This window comes from Nonomuraea sediminis (assembly GCF_018531495.1).
In the GTDB taxonomy this organism is placed as follows: domain Bacteria; phylum Actinomycetota; class Actinomycetes; order Streptosporangiales; family Streptosporangiaceae; genus Nonomuraea; species Nonomuraea sediminis.
Genome location: NZ_JAHDTI010000001.1, coordinates 70,698 through 86,085 on the forward strand (window position 1 = coordinate 70,698; position 15,388 = coordinate 86,085).

At 71.9% G+C, this 15,388-nt stretch carries 15 protein-coding genes; 11 read left to right on the top strand and 4 right to left on the bottom strand.

All coding sequences use genetic code 11. The features are described from left to right. Positions 1–97: 97 nt before the first annotated feature. The 3 genes from KIK09_RS00315 to KIK09_RS00325 are packed head-to-tail and all read left to right on the top strand — an operon-like array spanning position 98 to position 1,473. On the top strand, positions 98–745 hold the full coding sequence (locus KIK09_RS00315) for a GntR family transcriptional regulator (RefSeq protein WP_214316571.1): 648 nt from the start codon (positions 98–100) through the stop codon (positions 743–745). 43 nt (positions 746–788) lie between these two features. After that, positions 789–986: a hypothetical protein gene (locus tag KIK09_RS00320; protein WP_214316572.1), complete on the top strand. Its 198-nt coding sequence runs from the start codon at positions 789–791 to the stop codon at positions 984–986. 13 nt (positions 987–999) lie between these two features. Continuing rightward, positions 1,000–1,473 (top strand): MarR family winged helix-turn-helix transcriptional regulator, encoded by a 474-nt coding sequence (locus KIK09_RS00325; protein ID WP_214316573.1) that lies wholly within the window; start codon positions 1,000–1,002, stop codon positions 1,471–1,473. Here the strand turns inward: KIK09_RS00325 and KIK09_RS00330 are convergent. Genes KIK09_RS00330 through KIK09_RS00345 form a run of 4 tightly spaced genes read right to left on the bottom strand, consistent with a single transcriptional unit; the run spans position 1,466 to position 6,475 of the window. Then, positions 1,466–2,248 carry an ABC transporter permease gene (locus KIK09_RS00330; protein WP_214316574.1) on the bottom strand — a complete coding sequence of 261 codons (783 nt, stop codon included), beginning with the start codon at positions 2,246–2,248 and terminating at the stop codon, positions 1,466–1,468. The two genes, KIK09_RS00325 and KIK09_RS00330, sit on opposite strands and share 8 nt — an antisense overlap. Continuing rightward, a complete protein-coding gene (locus KIK09_RS00335; protein ID WP_214316575.1) occupies positions 2,248–3,129 on the bottom strand; it encodes an ABC transporter ATP-binding protein in 882 nt (293 codons plus the stop codon). The genes KIK09_RS00330 and KIK09_RS00335 overlap by 1 nt, the downstream gene beginning before the upstream one ends. A gap of 26 nt (positions 3,130–3,155) precedes the next feature. Beyond that, positions 3,156–4,301 carry an amidohydrolase family protein gene (locus tag KIK09_RS00340; RefSeq protein ID WP_214316576.1) on the bottom strand — a complete coding sequence of 382 codons (1,146 nt, stop codon included), beginning with the start codon at positions 4,299–4,301 and terminating at the stop codon, positions 3,156–3,158. Positions 4,302–4,348: 47 nt separating this feature from the next. Continuing rightward, positions 4,349–6,475 carry an anthranilate synthase component I gene (locus KIK09_RS00345; protein WP_214316577.1) on the bottom strand — a complete coding sequence of 709 codons (2,127 nt, stop codon included), beginning with the start codon at positions 6,473–6,475 and terminating at the stop codon, positions 4,349–4,351. A 359-nt stretch (positions 6,476–6,834) separates the two neighbouring features. On the opposite strand from KIK09_RS00345, the gene KIK09_RS00350 reads away from it, so the two are divergent. The 8 genes from KIK09_RS00350 (at position 6,835) to KIK09_RS00385 (ending at position 15,385) form a co-directional block, all read left to right on the top strand. Continuing rightward, positions 6,835–7,428 carry a TetR/AcrR family transcriptional regulator gene (locus KIK09_RS00350; protein ID WP_214316578.1) on the top strand — a complete coding sequence of 198 codons (594 nt, stop codon included), beginning with the start codon at positions 6,835–6,837 and terminating at the stop codon, positions 7,426–7,428. A gap of 84 nt (positions 7,429–7,512) precedes the next feature. Next, entirely contained in the window at positions 7,513–8,547 is a 1,035-nt protein-coding gene (locus tag KIK09_RS00355; protein WP_214316579.1) for an ABC transporter substrate-binding protein, read from the top strand. Further along, the gene (locus KIK09_RS00360) at positions 8,544–9,401 is read left to right on the top strand and encodes an ABC transporter permease (RefSeq protein WP_308163860.1); all 858 of its coding nucleotides are present in this window, start codon (positions 8,544–8,546) and stop codon (positions 9,399–9,401) included. The genes KIK09_RS00355 and KIK09_RS00360 overlap by 4 nt, the downstream gene beginning before the upstream one ends. Continuing rightward, a complete protein-coding gene (locus KIK09_RS00365; RefSeq protein WP_214316581.1) occupies positions 9,398–10,174 on the top strand; it encodes an ABC transporter permease in 777 nt (258 codons plus the stop codon). The genes KIK09_RS00360 and KIK09_RS00365 overlap by 4 nt, the downstream gene beginning before the upstream one ends. Beyond that, on the top strand, positions 10,171–11,160 hold the full coding sequence (locus tag KIK09_RS00370) for an ABC transporter ATP-binding protein (protein WP_214316582.1): 990 nt from the start codon (positions 10,171–10,173) through the stop codon (positions 11,158–11,160). Before KIK09_RS00365 ends, KIK09_RS00370 begins: the two co-directional genes overlap by 4 nt. 9 nt (positions 11,161–11,169) lie before the next feature. Beyond that, on the top strand, positions 11,170–12,330 hold the full coding sequence (locus tag KIK09_RS00375) for an acyl-CoA dehydrogenase family protein (protein WP_214316583.1): 1,161 nt from the start codon (positions 11,170–11,172) through the stop codon (positions 12,328–12,330). Beyond that, positions 12,327–14,276 carry an acetate--CoA ligase family protein gene (locus tag KIK09_RS00380; protein ID WP_214316584.1) on the top strand — a complete coding sequence of 650 codons (1,950 nt, stop codon included), beginning with the start codon at positions 12,327–12,329 and terminating at the stop codon, positions 14,274–14,276. Before KIK09_RS00375 ends, KIK09_RS00380 begins: the two co-directional genes overlap by 4 nt. Beyond that, a complete protein-coding gene (locus KIK09_RS00385) occupies positions 14,273–15,385 on the top strand; it encodes a Glu/Leu/Phe/Val dehydrogenase dimerization domain-containing protein (protein WP_214316585.1) in 1,113 nt (370 codons plus the stop codon). Before KIK09_RS00380 ends, KIK09_RS00385 begins: the two co-directional genes overlap by 4 nt. The last annotated feature ends 3 nt before the right edge of the window (positions 15,386–15,388 follow it).

A 15,388-nucleotide genomic window follows, 5' to 3' on the forward strand; every position in this document is an offset into this window, starting at 1 on the left:
CCGCGGGGGTGCCGGAGGTCGGGGGGTGGGATGGTTGGGTGAGGTGGGGATCGTATCGTTGACTGTTGACGGAGTTTCGGATTCGGAGGGGCCGCTTGTGATCCCGATCGCCCGCGTTTCGCTCGGTGAGAGGGTGGCGCACTCGCTGCGGCTGCTGATCATCGGCGGTGAGCTCGCGAGCGGCACGCATCTGGTCGAGGAGGCGCTCGCGGAGCGGTTCGGCGTCAGCCGGGGGCCGATCCGCGACGCGCTGCGGGTGCTTGAGGCCGAGGGGTTGCTGGAGTCGCGGCGCCGCGGAGTCTATGTCACGGGGTTGACCGACGCCGACGTGGACGAGCTCTACTCGTTGCGCGAGTCGATGGAGTCGCTGGCTGTACGGCTGGCCATGCGCAGAGCGTCCGACGGGGACTGGGCGGAGGCCGCCGAGGCGCTGGCGAGCATGCGGCGCGCCGCCGAGCGGCGTGACGTGGACGCGTTCTCCCAGGCGGACCTGGAATTCCACTCCGCCTTCTACCGGCTGTCCGGCCATCGGCGGCTCGGCGCGGTGTGGGAGCAGTACCGGCCCACGTTCGCGGTGATCCTGGACGTCACCAACGCCCGCGACCGCGAACTCCTGCCCGCCGCCGCAGCCCATGCCGACCTGCTGACCCTGGCCCGCTCCGGCGACGAGGACGCCGCCGTGACCGCCCTGTCGGCCCACCTCCTCGGCGCCCGCCACCGCCTGCGCCAAGCCCTCCACCGATAGCCGCACCAGGCGCGCTGCCGAGCGTCTCGCCGGCAAGCTCACCATGCCCAAGTCCGCCCTCCAGCCCCGCCTGCCGTACCTCGAGGACTTCACGCAGGGCCAGATGCGCGCGATCGGCGCGGCGGGGCCGGCCATCACGATGATCGTGGCGGGTGTCGTTCACCTTCGACGCAAGGAGAATTTCGCGATTAACCTAGTACTGCTGGCGATGGCGGTCATCGTCGCGGTCGGACGGTTCTGACGCTGGGGGACGCTTGCTGGAGGGGCTCCACGAGGACGAGCAGCGCGCCTGGCAGGGATTGCTGGCGGTCTTGCTCGTCGGCATGCCGCAGGTGGAGCGCACCTTCCGTGCGCACGGGCTGGTCCACATCGAGTACGGCCTGCTCAACATGCTCGCGGCACGCCCGATGCGGCTGAGCGACCTGGCGATGATCAGCAACGTGTCGATCAGCCGCCTCAGCCACCGCATGAGCAAGCTGGTCGACCGCGACTACGCGCTGATCAGGCCGGACGAGAACGACGGCAGGGCCAGCGTGGCCGAGATCACCGACCAGGGCAGGGACGTGATCGCCGCGATCGCCCCCGAGCACACCAGGGCGCTGCGCGAGGTTCTCTTCGACCACCTGACGCCCGAGCAGACGGCCGCCCTGGCCGACGCCATGCAGATCGTCGGCACCAAACTCGGCGCCTGCATGCACGGCCCCGAGGGACCGCACCGGCCTACGTGATGTCGCGCCGCAGCGTGGTGACCGAGGCCACGGCGGCGAACACCAGCGCGTACCCAAGCAGGACGGCCGCGCCGCCCCAGGCGGGCAGCAGGTATCCGGGGTCGTAGCCGAGGCTCACCCCGCTGCTGGTGACCGCGTTGGCAGCACCGCCGGGGGTCCACCGGCCGACCGGGTGCAGCGCGGGTATCGCCCCGACCAGCGACTCGACCAGGAACACCCACCCGACCGCGGCCAGGACGGCGCCCACCTGGTTCCTGACCAGCGCCCCGATCCCGATGCCGAACAGGGTGTAGAGCACGAACACGCCGAGCACCCCCACGGCGATGCGCGCCACCCGCCCCGACAGCACGAGCGAGCCCCCGGTCAGCGCCTCGGTGACGACCAGGGCGATCGCCGTCAGCAGCAGGACGGCGAGCCCGAAGGCCACCCCGACCACGCCTCCCGCCAGCAGCTTGGCCGCCACGACCCGTTCGCGCCGCGGCGTGGTGAGGAAGGTGCCGGTGATGGTCTGGTAGCGGTACTCGGCGGTCACCATGACGACACCGATGATCATCGCGAAGAGCGTCGTGGCCGCGCCGAGCCCCCAGACCACCTCCTGGAACTGCGCGGTCGTCCTGCCGGGCAGCAGCGGCGGAGCCCCGGGCGCGACGGGCTGGTCGGCGAGGCCGATGGTCAGCCCGAGCTGCAGCGCCGCGTACAGCAGGTTGGAGCCGAGCATCACCCACCACAGCCTGGTGGTGGTCAGCTTGAGCAGTTCGGCCCTGACGAGCGCCATCACGCCTCCCCGGTCAGCTCGAGGAACACCCGCTGCAGGTCGGATCGCTCCTTGGCGAGCTCGGAGACGACGATCCCGGCCTCGAGCGCGATCCGCCCGATCCCCTCGCCGTCCAGCCCGCGTACCCGGAGCACGCCGTCGGCCTGCTCGACGGTGCCGCCGCCGCGTTCGAGCGCGGGCACGAGCCCGCCGGGGTCCGGGGTGCGGACTCGCATGGCGTTGCCGGCGACCACGTCGGCGAGGCTGCCCTGCCGTACCAGCCGGCCCTTGGCGATGATGACGACGTTGTCGACGACCTGCTCGACCTCGGCGAGCACGTGGCTGGAGATCAGGACGGCGGCGCCGCGCTCGTGCGCGAGGTGGCTGAGGAAGCCGCGCAGCCACTGGATCCCCGCGGGGTCGAGGCCGTTGGCGGGCTCGTCGAGGATGAACACGCTGGGGTGGCCGAGCAGCGCGCCGGCCAGGGCCAGGCGCTGGCGCATGCCGAGCGAGAACGTCAGCACCCGCCTGTCGGCCACGTCGGCGAGTCCGACCTGCTCGAGTGCAGCGGTGACCCGCTCGGCGGGTAATCGGGCCGCCCGGCACAGCACGCGCAGGTGGTTGCGGGCGGTGCGGCCGGGGTGGAAGTTCGTGGCCTCGAGCACGGCGCCCACCTCGGCCAGGGGCCTGGCCAGGTCGCGGTAGCGGCGACCGTTGACCCGCGCGGTGCCCGAGTCGGCCGTGACCAGGCCGAGCAGGCTGCGCAGCGTGGTGGTCTTGCCGGCTCCGTTGGGTCCGAGGTAGCCGGTGATGGTGCCGGCCTCGACCGTGAAGGAGACGCCGTCGACGGCGCGCACCGGCCCGAACGACTTCGACAGGTTCTGGATCTCGATCGCGGACATCGCCGTGATTATGACCCAGGTCGCCGTCAGAGGCGATAGACCCTGCGGGCATTGGCGGAACCGATCATGTGGACGACGCGGGCGGCGTCGGCGGCGCTCCACTCCCCCGCGTCGATGCGCGACTTGAGCGCCATGGCCAGGGACCTGCGATAGTAGAGCGCGCCCAGGTGGCAGGTCTCGGCCACGCCGTAGCAGTCGGAGCTGAACATCTGCTTGTGGAAGGGCGCCAGTTCGAGCAGCTCGTCCATCACGCGGGGCGAACCGGCCGCGGTGTGTGTCATGGCCAGCCCGACGTCCACGTAGACGTGCGGGTAGATCCCCGCCAGGTAGGCGGCCTGGCGGTGGAACGGGTAGCCGTGCAGCAGGATCACCGGCACGCCCAGCGGCTGCAGGGCCCTGATGAAACCGGTCATCAGCGACGGGTTGGCGCGGTGCAGGTCCAGGTCGGAGTCGCCGAACCCGGTGTGGAACTGCAGCGGCAGCCCGCGCTGGTGGGCCACGTCGACCGCGGTCCACAGCAGGTGGCGCAGCAGGATCGGGTCGTCGAGCCGCTCCTTGGGGTCCGACAGGCGCCGGTTGGCGGCGGCGATCACCGAGCCGCGGCTGGGCCTGGACGGGTCGAAGTCCAGCCCGCACCGGTAGCCGATGATCGTCTTCATCCCGACGGCGCGCGCGGCGCGGGCGGCCAGCTCCTCGGCCAGGCTGTCCATGTAGTCGACCGCGACGTCGGCCAGCTCGGCCACGTCCTGCTCGACCTGCTCGATCCTGATGATCTCGTCGGCCGCGGCCCCGCCGTGCCTGCCCATCTCGGCGGCCGTCAGCAGCTCCGGCCGCTCCAGCCCGGTGTCGACCAGGAAGGCCACCACGCCGGCGGCCTGCAGCAGCCGCCGGTTGACCTCGCCCGCGCCCAGCTCGGCCCGCCGCGCCAGGTAGACCGCCGGCGCGGCGTGCGGCTCCAGGTCGAGCACCGGCGCGCACCAGCGGCGGATGGCCGCACCGAGCGGGGTGTCGAAGTGCGTGGTGCCGGGCGGGGCCGGGCTGTCACTCTCGGTGATCTGCAGCTCGAACTGCGCCCTGGACAGCTCGTCCCGCCGCACGCCGTGGCAGTGGTGGTCCACGAGCGGCGCGGCGAGGGCGTCACGCAGCGCATCGGGCAGGTCTGCGGGGAGCATGCCCGCGACTCTAGGGGCTCTCCCCACCCGGCACACGCTGTTTCGCGTCAGCGCTTGGTCAAGCGCAGCACGTTCGCGATGACCTTCGCCCCGGCGCCGCCCTCCGTCGTCAGGATCGACTCGGGGTGGAACTGCACGGCGAAGCGGCGCTTGCCCGTGTCCTCGATGGCCATGACGTTGCCGTCGGGCGTCGTCGCGGTGGCGGCGAAGCCGACCACGCCGGGCACCTTGGCGTGCAGCGAGTGGTAGCGCGCCGCGGTGAACTCCTCGGGCAGCCCGTCGAGCAGGGCGCTCTCCCCCTGGCGGGTCACCTGGCCGCGCTTGCCGTGCTCGGGGTAGTCCAGCAGCTCCAGCTTGCCGCCCGCGTGCTCGACCATCGCCTGCAGGCCCAGGCACACGCCGAAGACGGGCAGGTCACGGGCGTAGAGCTGGTCGATCAGGGCGGACATGCCGAAGTCCGACGGCCAGCCGGGCCCGGGCGACAGCACGGCCAGGTCGGGCGCGATCTCGTCGAGCATCGCCGCGGGGAAGCCGTGGCGCAGCGTGACCACGTCGGCGCCCTGCTGGCGGAAGTAGTCGGCCAGGGTGTTGACGAAGGAGTCCTCGTGGTCGACGAGCAGCACCTTCATGCCCAGGCCTGGCTGCTCGCGCACGGGCACGGCCGGCGCGGGGGCGGTCTTGTTGACCGCGGCGAGCGCGCCGAGCAGGGCGCTGGCCTTCAGTTCGGTCTCGCGCTCCTCGGCGTCGGGGTCGGAGTCGAACAGCAGGGTGGCGCCGGCCCGCACGGTTGCCACGCCGTCCTTGATCTGCGCGGTGCGCAAGGTCAGGCCGGTGTTCATGGAGCCGTCGAAGCCGATGAAGCCGATGGCCCCGCCGTACCACCTGCGCGTGGTGGCCTCGTGGTCCTCGATGAACTGCATCGCCCACGTCTTGGGGGCGCCGGTGACGGTGACGGCCCACATGTGGGTGAGGAAGGCGTCCAGCGCGTCGAACTCGGGACGCAGCCGCCCCTCGATGTGGTCGACGGTGTGGATCAGGCGGGAGTAGAGCTCGATCTGGCGGCGGCCGATGACCTGGACGGTGCCGGGGACGCAGATGCGCGACTTGTCGTTGCGGTCCACGTCGGTGCACATGGTCAGCTCGGACTCCTCCTTCACGCTGGACAGCAGCGTGCGGATGGCCTCGGCGTCCTCGACGGGGTTGCTGCCGCGGGCGATCGTGCCGGAGATGGGGCAGGTCTCCACGCGATCGCCGCTGACCCGGACGTACATCTCGGGCGAGGCGCCGACGAGGTGCTCGCCCTCGCCCAGGCTGATGATGAACTCGTACGGGGCCGGGTTGCTGTGGCGCAGCGAGCGGTAGAAGGCGGACGGGTCGGTGCAGGCGGAGTGGAACACCTGACCGGGCACGACCTCGAACAGGTCGCCGCGCTTGAACTTCTCCTTCGCCTTCGCGACGACGTCCGCGTAAGCCCCCTTTTCCGGATTTTTCGGGATCTCAGGGTTCACGGCGGGCCGGACGTTCTCGCCGGCGCGGTCGAGCCCGCGGGTGGTGACACCGTCGACGGTGAACTCGTAGCGGTACTCCAGGCTGGTCTCGCGCTGCCGGTCGATCACCACGAGCCTGTCGGGCAGGTGCAGCACCAGGTCGCGCTGGTCGCCGGGGCGGACGAGTTCCTGCCTGATCGGCTCGAACTGGAAGGCCAGGTCGTAGCCGAAGGCGCCGTACAGGCCCAGGTGCGGGTCGTCGCCGCGGAAGGCGGCGATGACCTCGCGGATCGCGGTGAACACGGTCGGCCTGCGGCTGCGCATCTCCTCGGGCAGCAGGTCGGCCGACTCGGGCACGTACACCTCGACGTGCACGGCCGTGGGCTCGGTCACCGGCTTGCCGGCGGCCAGCAGGCAGGAGGCCACGGCGGGCAGCACGACCTTGCCCCGCTCGTTCAGCGCCCGGGCCGAGATCGTGCGGCCCTTGGCGACCAGTTCGAGACAGGGGTCGACGTATCCGAACGCCCATCGGCTGTAGCGGCCGGGGTAGTCCATCCCGGAGGAGAACGCGCCGCCGCGCCGCTCCCCGAGCGCGGTCACGATCTCCTCGAGCGCGGCCTCCGGCACCTCGCGCGTCTCGCGCTCGACGGCGATGCCCCCGGCGGTGGTATATCCGCTCGTCTCCACTTGCTGCCCCTCATGTTGAAAGATGAGCCCCGGGGCAGACACACAGAAGGCCGCCTACCGGGGCGGCCGTCGTCTGAGAATGCGAAACTCGCGCCGCCTACGAGCGGCGCCACCACTGAGTCAAGTTTCGCATGCCGACAAGCGTAACCGGACACCTGAAGATCGCGCAACGAACTCGCCGACGCTGCGGCCAAGATGTACGGCAGGCCGACGCGACGCCACCCGCCGCCCCCTGCTCACGTCCGTGCGAGAACGGCGAGCAGCCGCACGGGGCGGCCCGCCGTGACGAGGTGGTCTCCGAGGGAGCGGGTCGGTGGGATAGTTGACTGACGGTCCGATTATCGAGCGCAGGGGGACGGATGCCGCGGCCGAGTGTTGAGGCGGAGCGCAAGGAGCAGATCCTGCGGGCCGCGTGCGAGGTCATCGCCGAGGTCGGCCTGCGGTCGCTGCGGGTCTCGGACGTGGCCCGCCGGGCGGGCACCAGCAACGGGACCGTGCACTACTACTTCGCGAACAAGCGCGACGTGGTGCACGCCGCCTTCGAGTACAACTTCCAGCGTTCCATCGAGCGGCGCAAGCCCATCTTCGAGGCCGAGGACGATCCGCGCGACCGGCTGATGGCCTTCGTGCGCTCCTACCTGCCGGAGGGCGAGGAGACCGTGCGCGCCTGGCGGGTCTGGATGGAGCTGTGGAGCGAGGCCTTCCGCGAGCCCGAGCTGCAGGAGCTCAACGAGCGTGTCTACGGCGAGTGGCGCAGGATCGTGGCCGGGGTGATCCGCGACGGCCAGACCCAGGGACTGCTGCGGGCGGGCGACGCCGTCGACTACGCCAACCGGCTGATCGGCATGATCGACGGGCTGGCGATCCAGGTACTGGTGGGCTCGAAGAACATGACGGTGGAGCGGATGAGCGCCGTCTGCCAGGCGTTCCTGCTCGATCTGCGGAAGGTGTAGCGGACCGGCTGTTGACAGACGCGAGTGGCGTGGGCCACAGTCCTTCATTAATAACTGGCTCGCCAGTCAACTATTGGAGGCGGCATGGCGCGCAAGGTGCTCATCGTCGCGGTGGCGGGCGCGCTCGCGCTCACGGCCTGCGGTGGCGGCAGGGCGGCGTCGGGCGGCGCCAAGCAGCTCACCGTGGTCATGTGGGGCGGCGACGACCAGAAGAGGGCGGTCGCCGCCTACGTCGAGCCGTGGGCCAAGGCGCAGGGCGTGACGGTCAAGCAGGACTCCCCCACCGACTACGCCAAGTTCCGCGCCCAGGTGGAGTCGAAGCAGGTCAGCTGGGGCGTGGTCGAGGTGGAGCCGAACTTCGCCGAGAACGCGTGCAAGAACGGCTGGGCGGTCAAGCTCGACAAGGTCGACACCTCGCCGGTGAAGAAGGAGCTCGTCGGGCCGTGCGCGGTGCCGACGCTGGAGTACGCCTTCACGATCGGCTACAACACCAAGGCCTTCCCCACGACCCATCCGAAGACCTGGGCGGAGTTCTTCGACACCAGGAAGTTCCCCGGCAAGCGCGGCTTCTGGAAGTACGCCACGGGCGCCATGTTCGAGGCGGCGCTGCTGGCCGACGGGGTGCCCGCGGACAAGCTCTACCCCCTGGACCTGGACAGGGCCTTCAGGAAGCTCGACACGATCAAGAAGGACATCGTCTGGTACGAGACCGGCGAGGAGCAGCAGCAGCTGATCTCCAGCGGCGAGGTGTCGGCGATCCAGGCGTGGAACGGGCGGATCTTCGCTGCCCAGCAGGAGGGCCAGCCGGTGGCCAACGAGTGGAACCAGCACCTGCTGTCCTACGACCAGCTCGTCATCCCTGCCGGGTCGAAGAGCGCGGAGCTGGCGCAACAGTGGCTCGACCACTACCTCAAGGACACCAAGGGGCAGGCGGCCTACGCCGACTTCACCGGGTACGCGCCGGTCAACGCCAAGGCCCTCGACCTGATCAAGCCCGAGGTGCGCAAGGAACTGCCCAACGCGCACGAGTCGCAGCGGGCGGCGATCATGAACTACTCGTACTGGGCGGAGAACTACGACAAGGTCACCGCCCGGATGAACGAGTGGATGGCGAAGTGACCGCTGTCCCCCAGCAGGCGCCGGGCGGCTCCGCCCGGCATCTCAGGAAGCTGGTCGACGGCTGGGGCGCGCTGGTCCTGCCGGTGACCGCGTTCCTGCTGGCGGTGTTCGTCTACCCGCTGGCCGGGATGCTCGCCCGCAGCCTCAGCGACCCCGCGCCGGGACTCGGCAACTACGCCGCCTTCTTCGACTCGCCCGTCTACACGCGGGTCCTGGTCAACACCTTCACCACCTCGGCCCTCGTCACGCTGGTGACGCTGCTGCTCGGGTTCCCCTACGCGTACCTGATGACGCTGGCCAGGCCGTTCTGGCGGGGCGTGCTGATGGCCGCGGTGCTGGTGCCGTTCTGGACGAGCCTGCTGGTGCGGACGTTCGCCTGGGTGCTGATCCTGCGCGACACCGGCGTGCTGAACGACCTGATCCCTGGCCCGCCGGTGCCGCTGCTGCGGAACCTGCCCGGCGTGCTGATCGGCATGGTGCAGGTGATGCTGCCGTTCGCGGTGCTGCCGATCTACGCCACGATGCGCTCCATCGACCGGCGGCTGCTGCAGGCCGCCGAGGGGCTGGGGGCGCGGCCCGCGTTCGCCTTCTGGCGGGTCTACGCGCCGCTGACGGCGCCCGGCGTGGCCGCCGCGACACTGCTGGTGTTCGTGTCGTCGCTGGGGTTCTACGTGACGCCGGCGCTGCTCGGCGGGCCGAAGAACGTGATGATCGGTGAGCTGATCGTGCAGCAGCTGTCCGGGGTGCTGCGCTGGGGGTTCGCCTCGGCGCTCGCGGTGATCCTGCTGGTGGTCACGGGCGCGCTGCTGCTGCTCGCCTCCCGGCTGGTGGACCTGCGGAGGTTGCTGCGATGAGGAAGCTGCTGTGGGCCCTGGCCGGGCTGACGGCCGTGTACCTGGTGCTGCCGGTGTTCATCGTGATCCCGACCTCCTTCTCCGACAGCGCGTTCCTCGAGTTCCCGCCGAAGGCGTGGTCGCTGCGCTGGTACGAGAACTTCTTCACCGACGACACCTGGCTCGACAGCGCGGTCGACTCGCTGCAGATCGCCTTCCAGGTGACGCTGGTGTCGCTGGTGCTGGGCACGGCGGCCGCGCTCGGCATGGTGCGCGGCCGGTACCCGCTGCGGTCACTGGTGTCGGGGCTGGTGATGGCGCCGATCCTGGTCCCTTACGTGATCGTCGGGCTGGCGGTCTACGCGGTGTTCCTGCGGGCGGGGCTCACGCAGACGCCTGTCGGGTTCATCCTGGTCCACGCGACGCTGGCCGTGCCGTACGTGATCATCACGGTGTCGTCGGCGCTGATGTCGTTCGACCGGCGGCTGGAGCAGGCGGCGATGAATCTCGGCGCGGGGCCCGTGACCACGTTCGCGCGAGTGACGCTGCCGCTGATCGCGCCGAGCCTGGCCAGCGGGGCGCTGTTCGCGTTCGTCACGTCCTTCGACGAGGTCGTCACCAGCGTGTTCCTGTCGGGTCCCGACCTGACGACGCTGCCGGTGCGGATGTGGTCGGGCGTGCGGGTGCAGATCGACCCGACCGTGGCGGCAGTGTCGAGCATGCTGCTGATGATCACGCTGGCGCTGTTCGGCGCCGCCGGGCTCACCCGGCTGATCCTGCGGAGGAAGGCATGACAGGGACCGTTGACGTGCGCGGCGTGTCCAAGATGTACGGCGAGGCGGTCGCGCTGGCCGACGTGTCGCTGCACGTGCGGGCCGGGGAGTTCATGACGCTGCTCGGCAGCAGCGGCTCGGGCAAGTCGACGCTGCTGAACGTGGTGGCCGGGTTCACCGAGCCGACCTCCGGCTCGGTGGAGGTGGACGGGGCGGACATCACCTCCGCGCCGCCGTACAGGCGTGATCTGGGCATGGTGTTCCAGCACTACGCGCTGTTCCCGCACATGTCGGTGTTCGAGAACGTGGCGTTCCCGCTGCGGCGGCGGCGCGTGCGCGGCAAGGAGCTGGCCGAGCGGGTGGCGGCGGCGCTGGACACGGTCGAGCTGGGCGCGCTGCGTGACCGGCGGCCCGGGCAGCTGTCGGGCGGGCAGCAGCAGCGGGTGGCGCTGGCGCGGGCGATCGTGTTCCAGCCGCGGGTGCTGCTGATGGACGAGCCGCTCGGCGCGCTGGACAAGCGGCTGCGCGAGCAGCTGCAGCTGGAGATCAAGCGCCTGCACAGGGAGCTGGGGATCACGTTCGTGTTCGTCACGCACGACCAGGAGGAGGCGCTGACCATGTCGGACCGCATCGCGCTGCTGCGCGACGGCCGCGTGGTCCAGGTCGGCACGCCCGCCGACCTGTACGAGCGGCCCGCCTCGCGGTACGTGGCGGAGTTCCTCGGCGAGTCGAACCTGCTGCCCGGCGACGTGCTGGTCAGGCCGCAGGACGTCGAGCTGAGCCCGCCGGGCACCGCGCTGCCCGCCGAGCACGAGGCGGTGGACGGCAAGATCCGCGAGGTCATCTACCTGGGCAGCGGCCTGCGGGTGGAGGTGGAGCTGCGTGACGGGACCCGGCTGATCGCCCGCACCGGGTCGCGCCTGGACCCGCCGCCGGTGGCCGACGACCCGATCGTGGCGCACTGGAGTCCCCGGGTCCGCGTCACCATCCCTTCTGAGCAGCAGTGAGGAGCCCGTATGCGTGCCATCCGTGACGGCCTGGAGCTCGACGCCGAGCAACGCGAGTTCGTCGAGCTGGCCAGGGAGTTCGCCCGGCGCGAGATCCGGCCGCGGGCGCGGGAGGTGGACGACGCCGACCACGAGTCACCGCTGGACCTGTGGTCGCGGGCGGCCAAGCTGGGGCTGACGTCGTTCATGCTGCCCGCCGAGCACGGCGGTGGCGGGGTGTCCTCGCTGGTCACGCAGGTCCTGGTGACCGAGGAGCTGTGCCACGGCGACATCGGCATCGGCAACCTGCTGACCTCCAACGGCTTCTTCGCCGGGCCCGTCGAGGCGCTCGGCACTCCGGAGCAGCGGGAGCGGTGGCTGGCGCCGCTGTGCACGGAGGACCCGCCGCTGACGGCGCTGGCCGTGACCGAGCCCGGCGTGGGCTCCGACGCGGCCTCGCTGACGACGCGGGCGGTACGCGACGGCTCAGGGTACGTGCTGACCGGGCAGAAGACGTGGATCTCGAACGCGCCCTACGCCCGGTGGATCGTGGTGTTCGCGACGGTCGACCCGGCGCTGGGCTCGCGGGGCGTGACGGCGTTCGTGGTGGAACGTGACACGCCGGGGCTGCGGATCGGGCGGGCGCTGCCGAAGATGGGGCAGCGGGCGATCGTCAGCGCCGAGGTGTTCCTCGACGGCGTGCGGGTGGAGGCCGACCAGCGGCTGGGCGAGGAGGGGCAGGGCTTCTACGGCCTGATGCGCACGTTCGACGCCTCCCGGATCCTCATCGCGGCCGCGTGTACCGGGTTATCACGCGCGGCGCTTGATGCGGCCGTCGACTACGCCAAGCAGCGTGAACAGTTCGGCAAGCCGATCATCCAGCACCAGGCGGTGGCCTTCCGCCTGGCCGACATGGCGGCCAGGACCGACGCCTCTCACCTGCTGGCGATGCGCGCCGCCCGGCTCTACGACCAGGGCGACCCGGCCACCGAGGAGGCCTCGATCGCGAAGCTGACCGCCTCGGAGAACGCCATGTGGTGCACCTGGGCCGCGCTGCAGACCCACGGCGGCTGGGGCTACTCGCGGGAGTTCCTGCTGGAGAAGTGGATGCGCGACGCCAAGCTGGAGGAGATCGAGGAGGGCACCTCCGACATCCAGCGCCTGATCATCTCCCGGTCGCTGGCCCGATGAGCGAGCTGTTCGATCCGGCTTCCGTGGCGGTCGTCGGCGCCTCCGCCAACCCGGCCAAGTGGGGATACTGGCTGGCCAGGGGCGCGCTGCGCGGTTCGCACCGGCGCAAGGTGCACCTGGTCAACCGCTCGGGCGCGGTCGTGGACGGCGTGCCGTCGGTCCCGTCGCTCGACCTGCTGCCCGAGGCGCCGGAGCTGGCCGTGCTGTGCGTGCCGGCGCCCGCGCTCGACGGGGTGGTGTCGCAGGCGCTCGACCTGGGGGTGCGCGCCTTCGTGGCGATCACCGCGGGGCTGGAGCGGGAGCGCGAGCAGGAGCTGGCCGCCCGGGTCCGCGCCGCCGGCGCCCGCCTGGTCGGGCCGAACTCGCTGGGCGTCTACGACTCGACCACCGCGCTCGAGCTGGCCTGGGGGACGTTCACGCCCGGCTCGCTCGGGATCGTGTCGCAGTCGGGACAGCTCGGGCTGGAGCTGGCCGGGCTGGCCGCGCAGGCGGGCATGGGCGTCTCGCGCTTCGTCTCGGTCGGCGACCAGGTGGACGTGACGGCCGCCGAGGTGCTGGCCGGGCTCGCCGGCCACGACGCCACGGCCGCCGTGCTGCTGTACCTGGAGAGCTTCCACGACGGCCGCGCGCTGGTCGAGACGCTGGTACGGCTGCGCGAAGCCGGCAAGCCGGCGGTGGTGCTCACCGTGGGCGCCAGCCGGGCGGGCCGGGAGGCGGCCCGCTCGCACACCGGCGCGCTCACAGCGGGCACCGAGGTGGTCGAGGCGGCCTGCCGGGCTGCGGGCGCGGTGCTCGTCCAGACCCCGGCGCAGGCGGTGGACGTGGCGCAGTTCCTCGTGCACGCCCCCGCGCACCGGGTCGAGACGGTCGCGGTGGTGGGCGACAGCGGCGGCCAGGGAGCACTCGCCGCCGACGTGCTGACCCGCCACGGGCTGCACCTCCCGGCCGCCCCGATCGACCTGGCCGGAGCCGGGGAGCGGGACATGGCCGCCTACGCCCAGGTGATCGAACCGCTGCTGGCCTCCGGCGAGGTGGACGCGGTGGTGCTGACCGGCTACTTCGCCTCCTACGGCGCCGACACGCCCTCGCTGGCCGCGGCCGAGCTGGAGGTGGTGGCGGCGCTCGGCGACCTGGTGCGCCGCCACGGCCGCCCGGTCGTGGTGCACAGCATGACGCGCGACTCGGCCGCCGTCCGCGCCCTGCGCGAGCGCGGGATCCCGGTGTACGCCACGATCGACCAGGTCGGCTGGGCGCTGGCCCGCCGCTCCCCCGCGGCTCCCGCCCGCGCCGCGACGCCGGGCGCCCCGTCCCCCGGTCGCGGCTGGGGGTATCTCGAGGCCAGGGCCCTGCTGTCCGGGTACGGCGTGCCGTACGGCAGAGCCGTGGGCGTGAAGTCGGACGGCGAGGTGGCCGCCGCGGTGCGTGGGATGCGGGGACCGTACGTGGTCAAGGCCGGCTGGCTGGAGCACAAGACCGAGGTTGGCGGTGTCGCCGTGGGTGCGACCGACCCGGCCGCCGCGGTCAGGGAGATGCGGGAGCGGCTGGGCGAGGGCGAGTACGTCGTCGAGGAGCTGGACGGCCGCGACGGCGTGGTGGAGCTCGTCGTCGGCGGCAGGCGCGATCCGTCCTTCGGGCCCGTGGTGGCCGTCGGGATCGGGGGGACGGCGAGCGAGGTGTACGCGGACGTGACGGTGGAGCTGGCGCCGGTGGACCCGGGCACGGCGGAGGCGATGCTGCGCAGGCTGCGCGGCTTCCCGCTGCTGGACGGCTGGCGCGGCGCGCGCGGGGCCGACCTGCGGGCCGCCGCCGAGGCGGTCGCGGCGGTGTCACGGCTCGTCGCCGAGCGGGACGACGTGGCAGAGTGCGAGGTCAACCCGCTCCGGGTGGGCCCTGACGGCGCGCTGGCGGTGGATGCGCTGGTGGTCGCGAGACAGGAGGGGCGATGAGTCTGCTGGAGATCACCTGGACCGACCCGGTGACCGCGCGGCGCGGCTACGTCGTGATCGACCGGCTGGTGCGCGGCGTGGCCAGCGGCGGGCTGCGCATGCGCGAGGGCTGCACGCTGGCCGAGGTGCGCGGCCTGGCCAGGGGCATGTCGCTGAAGGAGGCCCTGGTCTACACGCCGGGCGACAGGTACGTGCCGCTCGGCGGCGCCAAGGGCGGCGTCGACGTGGATCCGCGCGATCCCGAGGCGCCCGCGGTCCTGCGCAGGTTCATGGCCGCGGTGCTGCCGGTGCTGCGCGAGCAGTGGAACACCGGTGAGGACTTCGGCCTGCGCCAGGAGCAGCTCGACGAGGTGGCCGCCGAGCTCGGGCTGGCCTCCACGGTCGAGCCCGCCTTCGGGCTGGTGGAGGACGAGCAGGCCGCCCGCGAACGGCTCAGGGCCGCGATGGCGCAGGTGGTGGACGGTGTCGCGCTGGCCGACCTGGTGGGCGGATACGGCGTGGCCAGGGCCGCGCTGGAGATCGCCCCGGAGGTCGGGACGGCCGTGGTGCAGGGGTTCGGCTCGATCGGCGGGGCCGCCGCCCGCTACCTGGCCCAGGCGGGCGTGAAGGTGGTGGCGGTGGCCGACCGCGAAGGGCTGATGGTGCGCGAGGACGGCCTGGACGTCGAGCGGATGCTGGCCGCCCGCGACGCCCGCGGCGTGGTCGACAGGTCGCGCCTCGACCCGGGCACCCGGCTCGAGGACCGGGAACGGTGGCTGGACGTGCCCGCCGACCTGCTGGTCCCGGCCGCCATGTCCTACGTGATCGGCCCGGACGACGCCGCCAGGGTCGGGGCGCGGGTGGTCGTCGAGGGCGCCAACCTGCCCACGCTGCCCGAGGCGGAGGCCGCCCTGCTGGCCAGAGGCGTCACGCTGGTGCCCGACTTCCTGGCCAACGTCATGACCAACGCCTGGTGGTGGTGGGTCGTCTTCGGCGACATCGACCCCACCCCCGAGGCCGCCTTCGCCAAGATCACCGCCACGATGCGGCGGCTGGTCACCTCCGTCAGGGACGCCCCCGACCTACGTAAGGCCGCGCGACTGCTGGCCGAAGCCAACCTGGTGATCTAGTTT